Source organism: Cypionkella sp. TWP1-2-1b2, from assembly GCF_049896245.1.
Lineage (GTDB): Bacteria > Pseudomonadota > Alphaproteobacteria > Rhodobacterales > Rhodobacteraceae > Cypionkella.
This window is the reverse complement of sequence record NZ_JAFCTX010000001.1, coordinates 163,992-182,913: the sequence shown is the minus strand read 5'-3', so window position 1 is coordinate 182,913 and position 18,922 is coordinate 163,992. Positions and strand designations below refer to the sequence as shown.

15 protein-coding genes and 2 pseudogenes are annotated in these 18,922 nt (G+C 60.5%); 3 read left to right on the top strand and 14 right to left on the bottom strand.

Annotated elements, in window-relative coordinates:
* Position 1: 1 nt before the first annotated feature.
* The 4 genes from ACP7AP_RS00955 to ACP7AP_RS00940 all read right to left on the bottom strand — a co-directional run bounded on the left by ACP7AP_RS00955 (position 2) and on the right by ACP7AP_RS00940 (position 4,717).
* Positions 2-1,300, bottom strand: a complete 1,299-nt coding sequence (locus ACP7AP_RS00955; protein WP_426031298.1) for a vanadium-dependent haloperoxidase — start codon at positions 1,298-1,300, stop codon at positions 2-4.
* Positions 1,301-1,373: 73 nt separating this feature from the next.
* Positions 1,374-2,132, bottom strand: coding sequence for an ATP-binding cassette domain-containing protein (locus ACP7AP_RS00950; protein WP_054008715.1), 759 nt, complete (start codon positions 2,130-2,132; stop codon positions 1,374-1,376).
* Between the two features lie 11 nt (positions 2,133-2,143).
* Positions 2,144-3,499 (bottom strand): sugar ABC transporter permease, encoded by a 1,356-nt coding sequence (locus ACP7AP_RS00945; protein WP_426031295.1) that lies wholly within the window; start codon positions 3,497-3,499, stop codon positions 2,144-2,146.
* Between the two features lie 192 nt (positions 3,500-3,691).
* A complete protein-coding gene (locus tag ACP7AP_RS00940) occupies positions 3,692-4,717 on the bottom strand; it encodes a substrate-binding domain-containing protein (protein WP_426031293.1) in 1,026 nt (341 codons plus the stop codon).
* A gap of 213 nt (positions 4,718-4,930) precedes the next feature.
* Here ACP7AP_RS00940 and ACP7AP_RS00935 point away from each other — a divergent pair, with 213 nt between their 5' ends.
* Positions 4,931-6,208: an ROK family protein gene (locus tag ACP7AP_RS00935; RefSeq protein ID WP_426031291.1), complete on the top strand. Its 1,278-nt coding sequence runs from the start codon at positions 4,931-4,933 to the stop codon at positions 6,206-6,208.
* A gap of 132 nt (positions 6,209-6,340) precedes the next feature.
* Here the strand turns inward: ACP7AP_RS00935 and ACP7AP_RS00930 are convergent, their stop codons facing one another.
* Both ACP7AP_RS00930 and ACP7AP_RS00925 read right to left on the bottom strand, forming a co-directional pair.
* Positions 6,341-7,240: an NAD(P)-dependent oxidoreductase gene (locus tag ACP7AP_RS00930; RefSeq protein WP_426031289.1), complete on the bottom strand. Its 900-nt coding sequence runs from the start codon at positions 7,238-7,240 to the stop codon at positions 6,341-6,343.
* A gap of 124 nt (positions 7,241-7,364) precedes the next feature.
* Positions 7,365-7,523, bottom strand: coding sequence for a hypothetical protein (locus ACP7AP_RS00925; RefSeq protein ID WP_426031287.1), 159 nt, complete (start codon positions 7,521-7,523; stop codon positions 7,365-7,367).
* A gap of 300 nt (positions 7,524-7,823) precedes the next feature.
* On the opposite strand from ACP7AP_RS00925, the gene ACP7AP_RS00920 reads away from it, so the two are divergent.
* Positions 7,824-8,288 carry an RrF2 family transcriptional regulator gene (locus tag ACP7AP_RS00920; protein WP_426031285.1) on the top strand — a complete coding sequence of 155 codons (465 nt, stop codon included), beginning with the start codon at positions 7,824-7,826 and terminating at the stop codon, positions 8,286-8,288.
* Between the two features lie 86 nt (positions 8,289-8,374).
* Here the strand turns inward: ACP7AP_RS00920 and ACP7AP_RS00915 are convergent, their stop codons facing one another.
* The 5 genes from ACP7AP_RS00915 to ACP7AP_RS00895 form a co-directional block, all read right to left on the bottom strand.
* On the bottom strand, positions 8,375-10,438 hold the full coding sequence (locus tag ACP7AP_RS00915; protein WP_426031283.1) for an FAD-dependent oxidoreductase: 2,064 nt from the start codon (positions 10,436-10,438) through the stop codon (positions 8,375-8,377).
* Between the two features lie 90 nt (positions 10,439-10,528).
* Complete coding sequence (locus tag ACP7AP_RS00910; RefSeq protein ID WP_426031281.1) at positions 10,529-11,473, bottom strand: LysR substrate-binding domain-containing protein; 945 nt, start codon at positions 11,471-11,473, stop codon at positions 10,529-10,531.
* Positions 11,474-11,536: 63 nt separating this feature from the next.
* Positions 11,537-12,208, bottom strand: coding sequence for a DUF1028 domain-containing protein (locus ACP7AP_RS00905; protein WP_426031279.1), 672 nt, complete (start codon positions 12,206-12,208; stop codon positions 11,537-11,539).
* A 72-nt stretch (positions 12,209-12,280) separates the two neighbouring features.
* The gene (locus ACP7AP_RS00900; RefSeq protein WP_426031277.1) at positions 12,281-12,697 is read right to left on the bottom strand and encodes a RidA family protein; all 417 of its coding nucleotides are present in this window, start codon (positions 12,695-12,697) and stop codon (positions 12,281-12,283) included.
* 61 nt (positions 12,698-12,758) lie between these two features.
* Positions 12,759-13,892 (bottom strand): aromatic ring-hydroxylating oxygenase subunit alpha, encoded by a 1,134-nt coding sequence (locus ACP7AP_RS00895; protein WP_426031275.1) that lies wholly within the window; start codon positions 13,890-13,892, stop codon positions 12,759-12,761.
* Positions 13,893-14,119: 227 nt separating this feature from the next.
* Here ACP7AP_RS00895 and ACP7AP_RS00890 point away from each other — a divergent pair, with 227 nt between their 5' ends.
* Complete coding sequence (locus ACP7AP_RS00890; protein WP_426031273.1) at positions 14,120-15,337, top strand: flavin-containing monooxygenase; 1,218 nt, start codon at positions 14,120-14,122, stop codon at positions 15,335-15,337.
* A 57-nt stretch (positions 15,338-15,394) separates the two neighbouring features.
* On the opposite strand, the gene ACP7AP_RS00885 is transcribed toward ACP7AP_RS00890, so the two are convergent.
* The 3 genes and pseudogenes from ACP7AP_RS00885 to ACP7AP_RS00875 all read right to left on the bottom strand — a co-directional run bounded on the left by ACP7AP_RS00885 (position 15,395) and on the right by ACP7AP_RS00875 (position 18,894).
* On the bottom strand, positions 15,395-15,601 hold the full coding sequence (locus ACP7AP_RS00885; protein WP_426031271.1) for a hypothetical protein: 207 nt from the start codon (positions 15,599-15,601) through the stop codon (positions 15,395-15,397).
* An 85-nt stretch (positions 15,602-15,686) separates the two neighbouring features.
* Positions 15,687-16,715 (bottom strand): annotated as a pseudogene (locus ACP7AP_RS00880) (ACP S-malonyltransferase).
* A pseudogene (locus ACP7AP_RS00875) lies at positions 16,712-18,894 on the bottom strand (thiamine pyrophosphate-dependent enzyme). Before ACP7AP_RS00875 ends, ACP7AP_RS00880 begins: the two co-directional pseudogenes overlap by 4 nt.
* Between the last annotated feature and the right edge of the window lie 28 nt (positions 18,895-18,922).

Below are 18,922 nucleotides of genomic sequence, written 5' to 3'. Positions count from 1 at the left end.
ATCAGGCCAATGTTTTCAAAGCGTTGATGAAACTGCCGACCTCGGCACCTTGGCGCAGGCCGTTCTCGTTTGCGGCGCGGAAGTGGATGCCGCCGTAAAGGCGCGACATCGCGGCTTCGGCGGCGGCGGTTTTGAAATCGGCGAAATGCCGTGGTTTGATGCCGTCATCGGCATGGGTGGCGTCATCGAAAGCAAAGCCCTCGCCAAACACCGCTGTCAGCACGACAGCCGCCGCCGCCGATTGGGTGGAATGGCCCGAGGGATATTCGGCGAAGGGTGGAGTGATCAGCAAAGGCTCCCAGGTTTTATCAATCACCCGCTTGATATAGGTGACCGGGCGCAGGCGGTTGTAGTGAATTTTGTCGCCCCAACAGGCGATGAAAGCGTCGTTCACCGCCATGCCGACACGGGCCAAAGCGTCGGCTGCGTGGAGTGCATCGGGACTGTCGCGGTGCAGGATTTGCAGGGTGATCGAAATCCAATGGCCGGGCGGGGTGGGCGACAGCATCGGGTCATCCGACCAGAAACGGGCGATGGCTTTTTGATCGTCAGTCAGGGTTTTCGAGGTGTCATAGACCTCCATCGCCTGCTTGTAGAATACCGAAGTGGGGTCTTCGGAATAGGCGGGCGGATCGCCTGCGGTGCAGGGGGCACCTACGGGCATCGCGAAGGGGCGGTTTTTGCCCCAGTTGGGCAGCAGGGGGGCTTGTTGCTGGACGATCAGGCTGGTCGGTGTCCAGAATTCCGGGCCTTTTTGCAGGGTCCACTCCATCGGGAAGCCCATGTTTTTCACATCATGGCCGCCGTCTGATTTACTATATTCCTCAATATGTTGTGCGACGGTAAGGCCATAGGCGGCGGAACGGGCGGCCACATCTCCGGCGACGCCTTCGGTCAGTTTCGCGCCCAGCTTGTCGCGCATCGCGGCCATGGCGCGTTGGCCGGTGGGGCCGGTGTTGCCGAAGAAGGTCTGGGCGGCCTCGGACATCACGGCATGCAGGATCAGGGCTTCGTCGCAGTGGCCTTCCGGGCGCGGAGGCAGGGCGGTGAGACCGTTGATCTGGCCTGCAAGACTGGCGGCCCCTGTGGCCGAGGCGAGGGATTCATAAGCCGCCACGCCCAGATAGCCAAAGGCGCGGGCGGCGACCGGGGGGGTGTAGGTGGCGGTGTGGCGCACCAGCTCCAGCACCAGTTTGTACCATGTCAGCAGGGTATCGCTGGCGGAGGTGGCCGCGTGCAAAGGCAAAGCCGGAAGGGCGAAAGCGGCCCCGGTCAGGGCGAGGAAATGACGGCGCTGCATGGGGTCTCCTGATCGCGGATGGTGAGGGGGCGTGATCGAAAAAGGGCGCGAGGTTGCCCTCGCGCCCGATGTTTTACACAGCTTGCGGCGGTTTTTTACCCATGATAATCATGCCAAGGATGTCTTCGTCGGTGACTTCGTTGACGTTCACCGTGCCGACGCGATGGCCGTTTTTCATCACCACGGCGCGGTCGCACAGATCCATCACGGCATGAATGTCGTGCTCGATCAAGAAGATACCAAGACCCTGCTTTTTCAGCTCTTGGATCAGCTCGGCGACCATCTGGGTTTCTTGCGGACCCAAAGCGGCGGTCGGCTCGTCCATGATCAGGATTTTGGCGTTGAAATACACTGCGCGGGCGATGGCGACGGATTGGCGCTGACCACCCGAAAGCGCGGAGACTGGCACGTTGAACTTGCGGAAGTTCGGGTTCAGCCGGGCCATGATCTTGCGGGTTTCGGCCTCCATCGCTGAATCGTCCAAGAAGCCGCCTGCGCCAACGATTTCGCGGCCTAAGAATAGGTTCGAGGCAGCGTTGAGGTTGTCGGCGAGGGCGAGGGTCTGGTAAATCGTCTCGATATTATACTCACGCGCGTCGCGGGGGTTGTTGATGTCCACCTTCGCGCCATTGATGTAAATCTCGCCCGCGTCGGCTTTGTACGCGCCGGAAAGGCATTTGATCAGCGTGGATTTGCCCGCGCCATTGTGGCCCAGAAGGCCAACGACTTCACCGGGATGCAGATCAATCGAGACATGATCAACCGCCTTGATGCCGCCGAACGCGATAGAAATGTCACGCATCTCGACCAGAGGAGTGCCTGTGTTTGCCATGGTGTCAGCCCTCACTTGGTTTTCTTGCGGTAAAGATTGTCAAGATAGACGGCCAGAACCAGCGCCACGCCAACGGCGATCATCCGGTACGATCCATCGCCATAGCCGATCAGCACCATGCCGGTTTGCAGGGATTGCATCACCAAAGCGCCGATGATCGCGCCGTAGATGGTGCCGACACCGCCCGCAAGCGAGGTGCCGCCGACGACCGCCGAGGCGATGACGTACAATTCATCCAGCGTTCCCAAGGCGTTGGTCGCGGCATTCAGGCGGGCAGAGGCGACGACAGCGGCAAGACCCGAAAGCAGGCCCATCAGCGCGAATATTTTCAGCGTCATCCATTTGGTGTTGATGCCGGACAAAGCTGCGGCCTCGGGGTTGCCGCCGATCGCGAAAACGTAGCGGCCAAAGCGGGTGCGGGTCATCAGGATGGTCATCAGGATGCCGACGACGATCAGGATCAGCACCGGGATCGCAAAGCCGGTCGAGATTTGCAGACCGCCTTCGGGGACGATCACCTCGGGGTTGGCTTTGACATAGGCATCGACGATGCCCTTCGGCCAAGTATAGGCGTTAACCACCAGAACAGCGCCAATCAGCACGCCGCAGCCGAGCAGCGCCAAAACCGCTTCGGCCCACATTGGGCGCTGCGGAAAGCCGTGTTTGCTGCGGGATTTGCGGCCAGATTGCATGATCCACAGCACGCCGATGCAGCCAAGCAGGCCCACGATCCAACTGCCCGTTGCCCCCACCGACCCGGTCGGGCCGCCGCCCAGCAAAGCGAAGGTGGTGTCCATCGGAGCGATGGTTTTGCCGTCTGCGGTCAGAAAGGCAGCACCGCGCCAGACCAGCATACCGCCCAAGGTGACGATGAACGACGGGATGGCGCGATAGGCGATCAGCCAGCCGTGAAACGCACCGATCATTGCGCCCAGAATGATGCCGATGATCGCTGTGATGATCCAGATCACCGGGCTGCCAAGGCCCACGATGGGTGGCAGAATGTTGACCTGCACGATGCCCATCACCATGCCGGTGACGCCAACAATCGATCCGACCGACAGATCAATGTTGCGGGTGATGATCACCAGCACCATCCCCGTCGCCATGATCCCGGTCATCGAGGTTTGCACCGACAGGTTCCACAGGTTGCGCGGGGTGATGAACAGGCCCGCGCCCATGTTCAGGCCGTTGCCGCTGAACAGGCCCGCGATGATCGGATAAAAGTGAAACGCCGACCAGATCAGCAGCAGCGCGCCGACCATGCCAAGCATCCTTGTGTCAAGTTCGGTGTCGCGGATAAAACGCGCGATCGGGCCAAGTTTGGCATCGCTGCCCTGAGGGGCGTGGGTGGGGGTGTCTGTCATATCCTCGTCCGGCTTGAGAGGGGGGGGCGACGCGGGCTGCCAAATATGGCTTTGACCCTGTGCGAATTGGCCTTTGATCAGGCTGCGGCTTTGCGTCTTGGGAAAAGCCCGACGTCAGCACAATGTCTGACGCCGGACCGTTGGTTACTGCGTTGGCAGACCCGCTTTGCGCAGGTCTGCCTGCTGTGCCGATTATTGGCAGGCAGCAACGCCTTCCATCGCACCTTCGCAGGCCTCGGCTTTGCTGATGTGGCCACCGTCGATTGCCAAGTTCAGCGTGTCTTTGGTGATCGCGGTGGGCGTCAGCAGAATTGCGTTCATTTCAACGCCTTTTTCGCCGTCGCTGAACTTGGTAGCGCCAGCAATCGCGTCAATCGCGGTGCCTGCTGCCAGTTGTGCCGCAATCTCGCCTGCTGCTTTGCCAAGTTGACGCGAGTCTTTCCAAACCGAAACGGTCTGGGTGCCACGTGCCACGCGATTGATCGCTGCCAAATCGCCATCTTGGCCGCCGAGCGGAACCACAAGGCCCTGAGCCGCCAGCGCAGCCGAAGCGCCGCCCGCCATACCGTCGTTTTCAGCCAGAACGGCATCGACAGTGTTGTTGTTGGCGGTCAGGATCTGCTCCATGTTCTTCTGAGCATTTTCCGGCTTCCAACCATCGGTATAGACTTCACCGACGATCTTGATGGTGCCGGCTTTCACAGCCTCACCAATGACTTGCTCCATGCCGGAACGCAGGAAGTCCGCGTTCGGATCACCGGGGTCGCCCTTGATGATGGCGTAGTTGCCCTCGGGTTTCGCCTTCATCACTTCTTCGGCGATGATCTTGCCAACGCCGACGTTGTCGAAGGTCAGATAGAAGGCGCGCGCGTCTTCGATCAGACGGTCGTAGCCGACAACCGGAATACCCTCGGCCACGGCTTTCTCGATGGCTGGGCCAATCGCATCTTTGTCCCACGCGTTGATAATCAGAACATTGGCGCCCTGAGCGATCAGCGCGTCAACGTCCGACAGCTGTTTTTCCGACGACGATTGCGCGTCAGCCGAGATATATTCATCGCCAGCGGCTTCGATCGCGGCCTTCATTGCGGCTTCGTCGATCTTCCAACGCTCTTCCTGGAACTGCGCCCAAGACACGCCAATTTTTTTGCCTTCTGCCAAAGCAGCCGACGAGAAACCTGCCGCGGCGATGACCGCAAGCATAATGACCTTACGCATTTTTATCCTCCCTATGGATTCGGCCAGCGTATGACCTGTTCCGCAGATTCGCTAGAACTGTCGGAAAATTGCCGTGAATAAATTCAGTTGTCAAAATAAAACTGATGGGCAACAACAGAACTGCTGGAATATCTTGCAAATCTTCGCTGCATTGCAGCAATAATAGATCACATAAGAACAATTTCGCGTTGTTTTTGTTCGGAGATAAAATAAATGGTGGGTTTTGGCGGCGAAGCAGAGCCGGATATGGCGAGCAGGGGCTGTGGCCCGCTGATACCGCCATTGTCCGAATCAATGCGGCCTTTGCGCCAGCAGGTGTTTGAACGGGTGCGGGCATCGGGGCTGATCGCGCGGGTGCAGGTGGCGAAGGATCTCGGCGTCTCGCCCGCGTCGGTGACCACAATCACGTCGGAATTGATCGAGGCCGGGCTGATTGAGGAGGTCAGCGCGCCGCGTGATCCTGAACTGGGGCGCGGGCGGCCTGCGGTGGCTTTGGGGGTGCGGGCCGGGGCGCATCTGGTGGCGGGGATGAAGATGTCCGACCGCGAACATTCGGCGGTGGTGGTGGATTTCGCGGGCAATTTGCTGGCGAACGAGGTGGTGCCGCGCGGACCGGGCCCGATGCCGTTGCCGGACATGCTGAACGCGATGGAGGCTTTGCTGGATCGGGTCTGCCAGAAGGCCGGGGTCGCGCGCGCGGGTCTTGCCGGGGTTGGCATCGGCCTGCCGGGCTTTGTCGATCAGGCCGAAGGGGTGGTGTTGTGGTCCTCGACCCTGACCGAACGCGCGGTGCCTTTGGCCGAGGCGGCGCAAGCCCGGCTGGGCCTGCCCGTCAGCATCGACAATGACGCCAATCTGGTGGCTTTGGCCGAATTGTGGTTCGGCGCTGGCCGCAGCCTTGCCGATTTCGCGGTGGTGACGTTTGAGCACGGCGTCGGCATGGGCTTTGTGATGAACCACCGGATTTACCGCGGATCGCAGCGCTTGGGGATGGAATTGGGCCATACCAAGGTGCAACTCGACGGCGCCTTGTGCCGCTGCGGCCAGCGCGGCTGTCTGGAGGCTTATGTCGCCGACTATGCTTTGGCGCGCGAGGCCACCACGGCGCTGAATTGGGGCCACCGTGAAGGTCAGTCAATCTCAGTGCTGCTGGAAAGCCTTTATGAACACGCACAGTCAGGCGACGCCACCGCCCGCAGCATTTTCCGCCGCGCGGGGCGCTATCTGGCGGTGGGGCTGGCAAATGTGGTCAACCTGTTCGACCCCGCACTGATCATTCTATCCGGCGAGCGGCTGAAATTCGACTACCTTTATGCGGCGGAAACCTTGGCCGAGATGGACAATCTGGTGATCAACACCGGTCGCCCCCGCCCGCCGATTGAAATCCACGCTTGGGGTGATCTTTTATGGGCGCATGGCGCGGCAGCCTTGGCCTTGTCTGCGGTGACCGAGCGGATTTTGACCGCCCCGCGCGAGCTGGCTGCGCAGTAGTTTACGCGCGTCAGCCTCAGTCATCCACAACATGTTGTGGAAAAGGCCGCAAAATCTGTTGAAATACACAAGTCATTCCCAGCGGGGAAGGAAATCCCACGCCAACGCATCCCAAACCTCTGGCGTCAGACCTTAAGACCCACCATTCAGTTTGGCAGTGAAATCCGCCAGATGCGGCACATAATCTTCCGCCCCATCGCCGCCATTTGCCATCGCGTAAGCGAAGGCGTTCTTCGCAGCCGACGACATGCTGGTGACCACTTTCGCATCATTCGCCATCGACTCGAGATACCGCAGGTCTTTGTAGGCATTGCTGATGGTAAAGCGATGCGCCTCGCGGTTGCCCTCTAATGCGCAGGCCATGAAGGTTTGGTAAAACCCGCAATCCATCCGACCGCCGCGAATAACGCTGTCAAACTTGGCAATCGGGATGCCAACCTTTTCCGACAGCGCAATCGCCTCGGCATAGATCGCGGCATAGCCGAGCGAGATGAAATTGTTCAGCAGCTTCATCCGATGCCCGTCGCCGACCCCGCCGATATGCACGATCTTACCCGCCCAAGTGGCGATGATCGGCTGAACGCGGGCGAAGACTTCGGGCGTGGCACCCACCATACAATCAAGCGTCCCCGCCCAAGCCTCTTTCGGTGTACGCGACAGCGGGGCGTCGGCAAAATCAACCCCAACGGCGGCCAATTCCCGCGCCAAACGCTCGGTCACCACCGGGTCAGAGGTTGAACAATCCACAATCACCGCCCCAGCGGTAAGTCCCGGTTTCAGCGCCGAAACCACCTCTGTGACCTGCGGCGATCCCGACAGGCACAGGAAAATCACATCAGACCCACGGGCCAGATCGGTCAGCGACCCGGCCTCAACAGCCCCGCGCGCAACCAAATCCTCGACCGGGGCACGGTTGCGATGCGCATAAACCATCAGCGGATAGCCCTTGGCCACGATATTCGCAGCCATCCCCTGACCCATCAGGCCCAAACCGATAAATCCCACCCGCGCCTGTGCCATGCTCGCCCCCATTTTTGAGGCAGAGTGACATCGCGGCGGCGGAGTTTCAAGCGGGGCGTCGTTTCAGGCAGGGCGGCAAGCGGGCCCTGAACGCAAAAGGCAGGCCGCGCTGGCCTGCCTTTCGTGATGGATCACGTTATTCGGTCTGCTCTGTCGACATCAGCGGGTTGCGGCTAGAAAGGCTGCCTTCGGGGGCGAAAATGATCACCATCACGCCGATATAGGCCAAACCAAACACAATCAGAGCAAGATACGTGGCGCGCCGCGACGGGCGCTGAGACATGGTCTGAGTCATTTGAACATCCTGTGCAGCTTTGGATGGATCGTCTCACCACATTATCAAGCTTTTGTGAGTCGCGAAAGCATTATTAGTCTATCAAATATATCGTGATTGATTCGGGGGATGAATATGGGCGGTTTTCGCAGTGATTTCTGGGGTTTCAGGGCTGCTGATCCATCGGCGATTGTTGGCCTGCGGCGGGCTCAGGCGGCAATCCCCCGCAAAACCGTCGTACAACTGCCTTGCTGTCAAGTTTTTTTACAATCCCGCCTCACGCGGATTGATTCCTTTTTCCACGCCAGTTAGGTCTTGGAGATGATTACACAAAAGATGAAATATGCGTTGAAAGCGCTGTTGGTGTTGGCGGATGCGGCAGCGATGCCCGCGCCCGAGGCCTTGACGATCGAAGCGATCGCCAAGCGCTCTGGCACGCCGAAGCGGTTTCTGGAGCATATTCTGCTGGAAGTGCGCAACGCAGGCATCATTGCGTCAACCCGTGGGCGCTCTGGCGGCTATCAGCTGATCAAACCGCCCGCCGAGATTTCGATTTCCGAACTGCTGCGTCTGATTGACGGGCCGATTGCACCCTTGCCGTGCCTGTCCCGTCGCGCATATCAGCGTTGCGAGGATTGCGTCGATGAAGAAAGCTGCCGCATCCGCAAAGTGTTTGCCGATATTTTCTGGTCTTACCTGCTGCTGATTGAATCGCTGACCTTGGCGGATATGCTGCGGTCGGGTGCGGTGGCGGCGCAGGTTCTGGCAGAGCCGCTGGCATCCTGAAGCCTGTTGTAGACGACCGGAACACCGAGACCTCGCCGCCCAGAACTTGATCCGGGGCGGCGGTGGATATGAAGACGCGCGACCGCCTAATCCTGCAACGCCGTGACTTCGCGGCGGAACGGCAGGGCGTCACCGAGATCGGGCATATCCAAATCGCGGGCATAGCGGTGACCGGCATAGGTCGCCCAAGCAATCGGGCCGGGGGCGCAGGCATCGCCGATCACCTTAACCGACAGGATGCCAGCGTCTTTCCAATCGGCTTCGCGCGCTTGCAGATCGCGGTAAAGCTGGTCTTGGGCGATACGGCTGGCGACCATCACCACTGATTCCGCATCAATATGGCCTTCGATGCCGGTGTAGACGCAGGCGGTGGTAACGCCTTGATCACTCAGCGCAATCACCCCGGTGTTCAGCACGATCTTGACGCCTGCCGCCACCAATCGCCGATGGATCGAAGCTTGTTCGAGGGTGTTCAGCGTCCAATCCGAGACATAGGCCGAGGGCGTGATCAGTGTCACCGAACAGCCGTTCTGTGCCAAAAGTTCCGCCAAAACGCCGCCCATATAATAGTGATCATCGTCAAACAGTATGACGCGCCCCTTTGGTAAACGCCCAGCCATCAGATCATCCGGGGTATAAACTGCCATCCCCGCATTGGGGATCGGCTCCACATGCATCCGGGCCACACCATCGGCCCGCCAAAGCGCCCCAGTGGCGATCGCTACGTGCTGAAAGCCAAAGCCGAGGATGTCTTCAGCCGTCAGCCGACTGTCAAAATAAGTCAGCACATTCGAGCGCTGGCTGATCTGATACGCGCGATAATCGGCCACGCGGCCCCAAGCCGAAAGCCCCGGCAACAGTCGTTCTTTCGCCACACGACCGCCAAGGACCGTGCTGGCTTCGGCCAAAGCGACATCATAGCCACGCAACGAAAGCGCCCTCGCAGCCTCTAACCCCGCAGGCCCGCTGCCGACAATCAGCACGTTTTCACTGCTGCCTTTGGCGTTCATCCGCTCTGGATGCCAGTCCTTGCGCCATTCCTCCATGAAGGTCGGGTTCTGCGTGCAACGCGAAATGCTTTGCGTCATGTCGCCCGTGACGCAGATGTTACAGCCGATACATTCACGGATATCCTCAATCCGGCCTTCCTCAATCTTTTTCGGCAGGAACGGATCGGCAATCGAAGGGCGCGCGCAGCCGATGAAATCGAGCGTGCCTTGACGGATCATTTTCGCCATCACATCTGGGCTAGTGAAGCGACCGACGCCGACGACGGGGCGATTGGTCAACTCGCGGATGCCTTTGACGAGGGTTTCTTGTGCTGCTTCTTCCTTGAAGCGGCTTGGCCCCGAGCAATCCTCCCATGTGCCTTGGGCCAGATCCCAAAGGTCGGGCAGATCGCCGTTCATCGCGATGAAATCGCGCAGTTCAGCATTGGAAAAGCCAAGCTTTCCAATGTGTTCATCAAGGCTGACCCGCATGGTCAAAGCCATGGTATCGCCCACCGCATCGCGCATATCTGACAACACTTCGCGGGCGAAGCGCGATCGGTTTTCCAAGCTGCCGCCATATTCATCGCTGCGCTGATTGGTGGCGCGGGATAGGAAATGTTGAAAAATCCCAAAGCCATGCGCGCCGTAGAGGCAGATCAGATCGAAGCCCGCGATCTGGCTGCGTTTCGCCGCGTTCACGAACCAACGCCGCAGGTTTTTGATGTCGGTTTTATCCAGACCCCGCGCCTGCACCGGATCGTTGGTAAACGTGCGGATCGGGCCGGGCGACACCGCCATCGGCACCTCTTTGCTGTAGAAATTCGGACCGTTGATGCCGGAATAGGCGAGTTGAATTCCCGCAAGGCCGCCATGGGTTTTCATCGCTGCTGCCATCTTGGCTATGGCCGGAATGTCCTGATCTTCCCACAGCCGCAGTTCAATAAATGGTGTGATTTCAGAGCTATGGTGCATTTCGGTCTGTTCGGTGAAGATCACACCCCAGCCACCTTCGGCCTTAATCCCGCGCATCGCGGCGGCGGCAGAGGGGTCGCGGTAGCCCGCGCCATTGCAATGCGGCACCTGATAGAAGCGGTTTTTGGCGACCAGCGGGCCGATGGCGTGCGGCTGAAACAGAATGTCATAGCGGGGGTCGCGCATATTCCGGCCTCTCAGATGGGGTGGCGGCACTTTGGCTGGATCGGTCCTAGTATAAAGTATGCGATGGCGAAGCCTGACTTAGGCTGCGCCTTAGGTGCTACGCGGCACTTTCAAATGCAGGCCGGGGGTGAAATCCAGCGTGATCTCGGCACGGGCATGGTCGATAAAGGCCTGCACGGTTAACGAAATCCCGGCGCCTTCAGCCAAGGCAAGGCCAAGTTTCATCGGCCGCACCTGGCCTGTCAGCGGGATATAGCGCAGGCGGCGGCCATCGGGGGCGGCATCGGTCAGGGGCCGGATGTTGGCGATGGAATAGCCAAAGCCATTGGCCACCATCGACTGCATGACGCCCATATCGCGGGTGCGCTCGACGATATGGGGGCGCAGATTGTTGGCGGTGAAATGCGACAGGAAATAGTCGGACGACAGCGGCAGATCGAGCAGGATCATCGGATATTCTGCCAGATCGCGCGGGGTGACATGCTCGCGCTGCGCAAGCGGGTGGTGGGGCGGTATCACTGCGTAGGGGGGCAGGGTGACCAGAGGGATGAAACTGAGATCAGAGGGAATATCAAGATCATAGGTGAGAGCGATATCGAGATTTGCGCTGCGCAGGGCGGCGAAGATTTCGACTTGGTTGAGTTCGACTTGAGTGAAATCCACCTCGGGGAATTGTTGCACAAAGCTGTAGCGCAGTTGCGGCAGCACCATCTGCGCGAAGGTGACGAGGCAGCCGACGCTGAGGGGGCCGCGCACCTTTCCGGTGATTTGGTTCGCCAGTTCGTTCAGTTTGCCGGCTTCGGTCAGCACTTGGCGGGCTTGGGCGACGAATTGCTTGCCGCCTTGGGTCAGGGACAGGCCATGCGCATGTTTGCGTACGAACAGGGCCAAGCCAAATTCGGCCTCTAGCTGCGAGATCGCCGCCGAGATCGAGGGGCTGGAGACATTAACTTTTTCCGCCGCAAGCGCGATTGAACCGCTGTCGCCGACGGCAACAAGATATTCCAACTGGCGAAGCGTGAAGCGAAGCGGCATCTGGGGCTGTTCCCGGCTTTGGATTAGGGTCAGCCTAAGCATACTGTGCTTCCTGCGGCAAATCTATTCGTCGCCGGGGACACCGTAAGACGCCGCTTGGGTGGGATCTTTCGCGCGTTGGACGTAAGCTGCCATTTGCGGGCGGTAGATTTTCCAAGCGACTTCAAGGGCTTGGATCGGGGTATTTGACCAGTCGATGCGCAGATCGACCAAGGGCCAGTCAAGTTTGTCGGCGATTTTCATCCCCGCCGAATGCACCGGGCCAGCCTCGCCCCCCGCCGCCAGACCTGCGGTCAAAGCAGCGATCAGGCGGTTACCGAGATGGCCTTTGGCGATCTCAAACGCAGCGATCATGGCGGTGGGGATGGTCGGATTGGCGAGTAGGTTGCCGCCTGCGGCGCAGTCCACGCCCTGCGCTTCGCCCCAGATGCCGAGGACTTGGCGGCCGGAGTGGATTGCGGTTTTCCCCTGTGCGTCGATGGCCAGAAGCTGTCTATAGTCAATATGTTGACGGTCTTTGGTGAGAGATGCCAAAGCTTGATCTGCGGGCTGAGCTTTTGCCAAAGCATCCAGCAACAACGGCCCCAAAGCCGGGTCGGTGATGTTCTGGCTGGCAACTGCGCCGACGCCTGCCCGCACATGCGCGCAACGGGCGGCGACGGCGGGGGAGGAGGAGGAAATCACAATGCCGAATTGGCCAGTTTTGGCGCAGCGGGCGATGAGGGAGAAGGTCATTTGTCGTCCTTTTGGCCAAGCGCCGGGAGGCTTCCGCCCCCCGGACCCCCTTTGACATTGGAAGCCTTGCGATCAGTCCGGGATCACAGCCGTGGCGTCAATCTCGACCAGCCAATCCGGGCGGGCCAAAGCCACCACGGTCAGACCGGTGCAGACCGGGTGCACGCCTTTGATATATTCGCCCATCACGCGGTAGACGGGTTCGCGGTGGCGCACATCGGTAAGGAAGACCACCAGCTTGACCAGATGCTCCATCCGGCCACCGGCTTCTTCGATCATCTGTTTGATATTGCTCATCACTTTATGGGTCTGCTCGGCGGGGTCATGGCTGCCGAGGTTCTCGGCGGTGTCCAGATCTTGCGGGCAGGCACCGCGGAAATACAGCGTGGTGCCGCCGTGGGTGGCGACAAGGTGGCAGAGGTCGTTGTCGAGGTTCTGCTCGGGGTAGGTGACTTTGGTGTTGAATTTGCGGTAGCGGGTGATGGTCATTTTAAGCTTCCTGCTGTGTTATCGCTGTGCTTTTTCTGTGCATACGGGCGTGGTTTGCCCGTCAGGCCGGGATGCGGCTGGCGAGGTATTGCGCGAACTCGTAGTTTGGCCGCTCCAGATGTGACAGCGGGCCGGGGGTTCCCATGCCGGAGAGCAGGCCGCGATAGACTTTCTCGGTGCAGCCTTTGTCTTCGGCGTTCACGTCATCAAGCAGGGCTTTGACCTTGGCGAGATGGCCGGCCGCATCCGGATCGGCCAGCCAATCGGCGCTCATCCCCATTCCGAACAGCACGTTGACGCGGCCGGGGCCGTCGGGGGTCAGCGACAGATACCAGAAATAACCCGGCGTCAGGGTGATCAGCAGCGAGGGGTAGATCGCCAGTAGCCAGGTCTTGCGGCGGTCGTCGCCATGCAGGGTGGTGTTGGCGGGATGCGCTGGGGCGAGGGGGACGGAATCGTTTTTCAGAATCCAGTGATAGTTGAACGCCTCGGTGCCTCCCGGGCAGATCATCTCATCCAGCTTTGACGCGCCGCCGATGGTGCCCGCGTGGCACATCGGCAGGTGGTAGGATTCCATAAAATTCTCGGCCAGAACTTTCCAGTTCGTCGCCCAGTTGAAGCTTTCCTGATAGGTCTCGGTATAGGTCGACATATCGAGATTGGGGATCAGATCGCGCACGCCTTGCAGGGCAATTTCGGGATCGGGCGCGTCGGGGTTAAGGCTGACCATGATCCAGCCTTGCCAGATCTGGCAGCGAATTTGTGGCAGCGACAACTGATCCTTGCAGAAGCCCTCGTTCAGCGTCATCGCCGCAGCGCCCCGCAGGCTGCCGTCGAGGTTATAGGTCCACGCGTGATAGGGGCAGACGATGGCGCGGGTGGTGCCGCGACCTTGCAGCAGGGTGGACATGCGGTGACGGCAGACGTTCGACATCGCGCGGATCACGCCGTCACGATCGCGCAGCACGATCACCGGCTCGCCCGCGATCTGCATGGTCAGATAGTCGCCGGGATTGGCGAGGGTTTCGGCGCGGCCAGCGCAGAGCCAGTCTTGCGCGAAGATGTGTTTCTGCTCGGCGGCGAGGAAGCTGTCAGTGGTGTAGAGCGATTTCGGCATAGCGTGCGCCTGATTGAACGGCACCGAGACATTGGCGTGCAACTCGGCGGCGGGGGTCAGGCTGTGATGCTGGTTCATGGCGTGCTCGCGGCTGAGGGCTTGGTGAATGAACTTTGCCCGAAAGCGGCGGCGCGGGCTATCAGTGTTTTGCTCAGCTTTGCTTAGGCGGGGGTTAAGCCAATCTGCGAGGTGGCTTTGGGTTTAGCCTAATCAATGCTGCGTGAAATCCTTATTTGCGCAGGGCGGGGTCTGTCTTACACGATGGGAACAGCCCGTAAGGCCAACCACAGCAAAAGGACGCCGCGATGCCCGTTGAACATATTGACACGCTGATCATTGGCGGCGGGCAGGCGGGGCTGGCGATGAGCGCGCAGTTGCGGGAGCGCGGGGTGCCGCATCTGGTGCTGGAGCGGCACCGGATTGCCGAGCGCTGGCGGACGGAACGCTGGGATTCGCTGGTGGCGAATGGGCCGGCTTGGCATGACCGCTTTCCGATCCTGAGCTTTGACGAGATCGACCCGGATGCTTTCGCGCCGAAAGAGCGGATTGCGGCCTATTTTGAGGCAGTGGCTGAGAAGATCGCAGCGCCGATCCGTTGTGGGGTTGAGGTGACTTCGCTGGAGCAAGGCGTGGAGGGTTTTGTGGCCGAGACTACGGCGGGTCGGGTTGCGGCGCGCAATGTGGTGGTGGCGACGGGGCCGTTTCAGAAGCCGCTGATCCCAACTTTGGTGCCGGAAAGCGCTGGCATCGTGCAGATGCATTCCAACGCCTATCGCAATCCGGGGCAGTTGCCGCAGGGGGCGGTGCTGGTGGTGGGTGCGGGGTCTTCCGGCGCGCAGATTGCCGACGAATTGATGCGGGCGGGGAAGAAGGTTTACCTGTCGGTCGGGCCGCATGATCGCCCGCCGCGGGCCTATCGTGGCCGCGATTTCTGCTGGTGGTTGGGCGTGCTGGGGCAGTGGGATGCCCGCGCGAAAGAGCCGGGGACCGAGCATGTCACGATCGCGGTTTCGGGGGCGCGGGGCGGGCACACGGTGGATTTCCGGCGGCTGGCGGCGGGGGGGATGACCTTGCTGGGTCGGGTGGGCGCGTATCGGGATGGGGTGCTGGCGGTCGGGGACGATCTGGGTCGGAACATCCGCGCGGGGGATGCGAATTATCTGGCCACGCTGGAGTTGGCCGATGCTTACGCGGCTGAGCAGGGGCTGGATATGCCGCTGGAGGAGGAGGCGAAGCTGATCGGGGCGGAGCCGGACTGTATGAGCCATCCGATTTTGGCGCTGGATTTGCAGGCGGCGGGGGTTTCGGCGATCATTTGGGCGACCGGGTTTGGCTTGGATTATGGCTGGTTGAAGCTGGATGCTTTCGACGAAAATGGCCGTCCGGCGCATGATCGCGGGGTGGCGGGGGTGCCGGGGGTGTATTTTCTGGGGCTGCCATGGCTGTCGCGGCGGGCGTCTCCGTTCATTTGGGGGGTCTGGCATGATGCGGATTATCTGGCGGGTCATATCGCGGCAAGGTAGTGTCCCCGCGTGGACAGAAAACGTCGCAAGTGAAATCAAGACTTTGCGATGTTCCGTTCAGGATTTGTTAAGGTTTAAGTGTTTGACAGGCCAGGCACAGTAGACGCGTCTGGCGTTGAGGTTGGTGCCATAGGGCGTGGTGGCGCGGCCGCGCTGGATGATGTGGACGACATTGGTGCTGACCACGCGGCGAAACAGGATCGCCAGTAGCAGGGCAAGGATGATCGGCACCAAAACGCCGATGAGGACGGGCAAAAGCGGCATGGCAATCTTCAAAATTGAATGGCTTGGAGTGTGCGATGTATTGGGCTGAAATAAATCAAGGCGGTGAGGGGGAGTTTTGCGCGGCTCAGGTCACCAGCATGCGTTGCTCGGGCAGGCCCATCGAGATCACGAGCGGATTTGTGGTTTGGCAGGATTGGAAATCTTGTTTGTTGGCAATGTGTTGGTGGTTTGTCAGGATAAGGCTTTGCGCCACCGCGCCGCCCAAGGTGGTGCCGGGGCCGGCGATGATGAAAAGATCGGGGGCGAATTCGCGGGCGGCGGTGCGGATGGCGGCGGTGAAATCGTAGGGCTCAACGACTTGGTGGCCGAGGGTGTAAGCGTGGAGTTGGTCGATGTGGGTGGCACCCGGCCACCAGATATGACCGTGCCCGTCGATCAGGGGTTTTTGCGGTTGCTGGAACAGGGTTGCGGGGAGTTGGGCACGGCCTTGCGCGGCGACTGGGGCAGCGCGGTGTGGAAGGCGGCGTGGTTGGCAAGCCGCATTGGGAAGCCGCATTGGGAAGCGGGATTGCTCGGGCGGAACGGAGAATTCGAAGGCTTTCAGGCCGGGTTCGTTACCCGCGAGGACCAGCATACCGCCGAGGTCGATGGAGAGGGTTAATGTGTGGTCGGGGCGGGTGTTTATTTCGGCGGCGAGGCGCAGCAGTTCGGCTTTGCGAGTGGGGTTTGGCAGCCAGTTTTCGCTTAGGAATTGGGGGATGATCTGGCCGCCGATCAGGCTTTGCTGCATCAGCGTGCCCATGGTGTTGACGACCTCAAAACCGTTCTCGGGCGTCAGCGCGCCTGCGCAGGCGAGGGCGGAGTACCAGCCCATCGAATTGCCAGTGATGGCAGCGATTTCAATGTCTTTTAGGCTAAGCGCATCGCCCAGAGTGCAGGCGTAGATCAGGGCGGAGGCGTTGTCGCCTCGGGTGTGTTTCGCGACGGAATAGGTTGGGGCAGCGTCGAGCGCGGTGACGGTTTCCTGGTTCAGCGCCGCGCGGCGGGCATCGAAATGCGCCAGCAGAGTGCGGTCGGGAAAGCGGGTAAGGCTGCCGAGTTCAGTCTTGGTATAGGTGCCACGGCCGGGGCAGATCAGGACTGCTGTTCTCATTTGCAAAGCTCCGCGGTGGCGGCAGTGATAGAGGCGGCGGAAGGCATGGTGGCAGCATAGGCGGGGCCGGTGGCGATGAAACTGTCTTCGGCGGTGAGGCGGGCGAGTTTGGTGGGCGGACCTTCGTGGAACAGCGCCATCAAGGCTTCGGCGACGCCGCCGGAATGGCGGGTTTCATCGACGATCAGGATGTTTTTGCATCCGGCGGTGGCGGCGAGAAGCGCATCGACGGGCAAGGGGGAAAGCCAGCGGGTGTCGATGATGCGGGTCTTGATGCCGGATGAAGTTATGGCTGGAAGCGCTTGATGTGACAGGTAATTGCCGTTTCCGAAAGTGACGATTGCAAGATCGGTGCCGCTTCTGTGTTGGCCCACTTCACCGAAGGGGATGATCTGATCGGGGGCGGGATAGCGGCTCATCCATGCGCCGTCTTTCTCGGCATGCAGATCGCGCATTGGGTAAAGCGCGATGGGCTCTAGGAAGACGACAAGGCGTTGTTGCTCGCGCGCCAGACGCGCACATTCGCGCAGCATTCTGGCGGCGTCTGCACCGTTTGACGGCACCGCAAGGATCAGACCGGGAATGTCACGCAGCACGGCAACCGAATTGTCATTGTGGAAATGCCCGCCGAAGCCTTTTTGATAGCCCAGCCCAGCCCCGCGATGCGCAGCATCATTGGATTGGAATACCGACCATTGGAGAAGAACGGCAGGGTGGCGGCCTCGCCGCGCAACTGATCCCCGGCGTTGTGAAGATAGGCGAGGAACTGGATGTCCGGGAACGGGATGAAGCCGTTTGCGCCATCCCTATGGCGAGGCCGAGGATGCTTTGTTCATCCAAGAGGGTGTCGATCATCAGGTGCGGGCCAAAGCGCGGGGTCAGCTTTTGGGTCACACCATAGACGCCGCCTTTACGGCCAATATCCTCGCCCATCGTCACGATTTCCGGATGGGTCAGCATAAGATCGGTCAGCGCCCAGTTGATCAGGCGCGACATAATTTGCGGCTCGTCCATGGCTTTCAGATCGCCGCCAAAAGTGCTGGCGCGGGCGTCCGGGGTGGCGCTGTTGCTGGGCTTACGCGCGGTGCGGTGGGATGATGGCGGCCATCACATCGCTTGCGGTTTTCAGATGGGGCCGGGTGACGGCTTCGGCGGCAATACGGGTGATGCGCTGGGCGGTGTCGTTGTAGATGGTGAGGGCTTGGGGGGCGGGAAGGGCTGCGGACTGGTCAAGTTGGCGGACCATGTGCAGCAAGGGATCGTGGGCTTCCTCGGCCTCGACTTCCTCGCGCGGAAGATACGTAGTGGGCATATCCGCGCCCGCGTGGCCATAGAGGCGGATGGTTTTCACATGCAGGAAAGCGGGTTTGCGGCGGGTGCGGACGTAGGTGGCGGCGTCTTGGGCGATGCGGTAAGTCTCATAAATATCCAGACCATTGGCGTGGAAATACTTCAGACCGGGGCGGTGGCGGAAGGAATTGGCGATCCATCCGGTGGGGGTTTTGGTGGAAATGCCGATGCCGTTGTCTTCGCAGACGAACAGCAGCGGCAGGGGCAGGCTTTGGTAGCTCGTCCAGCCAGCGGCGTTGAACGCCCCTTGCGCGGTCGAATGGTTGGCGCTTGCATCGCCAAAGCTGCAATAGATTATGGCATCATCGGGAAGCTGGGCATGTTCGGGGCGATTTTTCCTCGCCGCGCCAATGGCATAGGCGGCTCCGACGGCTTTCGGCAGGTGGGAAGCGTTGGTCGAGGTTTGTGGCGGAATGTTCAGCGCCTTTGACCCCAACACTTTGTGGCGACCGCCGGAAATCGGGTCATCGGAGGAGGCTGCGAAGGACAAAAGCATGTCATAGGCGATGGTCTGCCCCGGTACTTGGCCCGCGCGGGCGATCTGGAAGGCGGCGTCGTGGTAGTGCAGGAAGGCCATATCGGTGGGGCGCAGCGCGAGGGCTATGGCGGCGAGGCCTTCGTGGCCGGAGGACCCGATGGTGTAAAAGCCGGTGCCTTGGCGCTGCATCTCACGCGAAGTGCGATCCAGCGCGCGCGAAGTGCAGGCGGCGCGGTAGATCGCCACGGCGTCTTCGGGGGTGAGGGGGCCAGCGGGGGCAGCACCTTCGGGGAAATCGTGGGCGGCAACCCGGCGCAGGAAGTTTTCGTGCACGATGACAGAGCGGCCCATGATCTTCTCCCAATTTGCCGCATTTTTA

Coding starts and splice junctions, on each gene's coding strand:
- ACP7AP_RS00955 (WP_426031298.1), bottom strand. CDS start 1,300: ATGCAGCGCCGTCATTTCCTCGCCCTGACCGGGGCCGCTTTCGCCCTT.
- ACP7AP_RS00950 (WP_054008715.1), bottom strand. CDS start 2,132: ATGGCAAACACAGGCACTCCTCTGGTCGAGATGCGTGACATTTCTATC.
- ACP7AP_RS00945 (WP_426031295.1), bottom strand. CDS start 3,499: ATGACAGACACCCCCACCCACGCCCCTCAGGGCAGCGATGCCAAACTT.
- ACP7AP_RS00940 (WP_426031293.1), bottom strand. CDS start 4,717: ATGCGTAAGGTCATTATGCTTGCGGTCATCGCCGCGGCAGGTTTCTCG.
- ACP7AP_RS00935 (WP_426031291.1), top strand. CDS start 4,931: ATGGTGGGTTTTGGCGGCGAAGCAGAGCCGGATATGGCGAGCAGGGGC.
- ACP7AP_RS00930 (WP_426031289.1), bottom strand. CDS start 7,240: ATGGGGGCGAGCATGGCACAGGCGCGGGTGGGATTTATCGGTTTGGGC.
- ACP7AP_RS00925 (WP_426031287.1), bottom strand. CDS start 7,523: ATGACTCAGACCATGTCTCAGCGCCCGTCGCGGCGCGCCACGTATCTT.
- ACP7AP_RS00920 (WP_426031285.1), top strand. CDS start 7,824: ATGATTACACAAAAGATGAAATATGCGTTGAAAGCGCTGTTGGTGTTG.
- ACP7AP_RS00915 (WP_426031283.1), bottom strand. CDS start 10,438: ATGCGCGACCCCCGCTATGACATTCTGTTTCAGCCGCACGCCATCGGC.
- ACP7AP_RS00910 (WP_426031281.1), bottom strand. CDS start 11,473: ATGCCGCTTCGCTTCACGCTTCGCCAGTTGGAATATCTTGTTGCCGTC.
- ACP7AP_RS00905 (WP_426031279.1), bottom strand. CDS start 12,208: ATGACCTTCTCCCTCATCGCCCGCTGCGCCAAAACTGGCCAATTCGGC.
- ACP7AP_RS00900 (WP_426031277.1), bottom strand. CDS start 12,697: ATGACCATCACCCGCTACCGCAAATTCAACACCAAAGTCACCTACCCC.
- ACP7AP_RS00895 (WP_426031275.1), bottom strand. CDS start 13,892: ATGAACCAGCATCACAGCCTGACCCCCGCCGCCGAGTTGCACGCCAAT.
- ACP7AP_RS00890 (WP_426031273.1), top strand. CDS start 14,120: ATGCCCGTTGAACATATTGACACGCTGATCATTGGCGGCGGGCAGGCG.
- ACP7AP_RS00885 (WP_426031271.1), bottom strand. CDS start 15,601: ATGCCGCTTTTGCCCGTCCTCATCGGCGTTTTGGTGCCGATCATCCTT.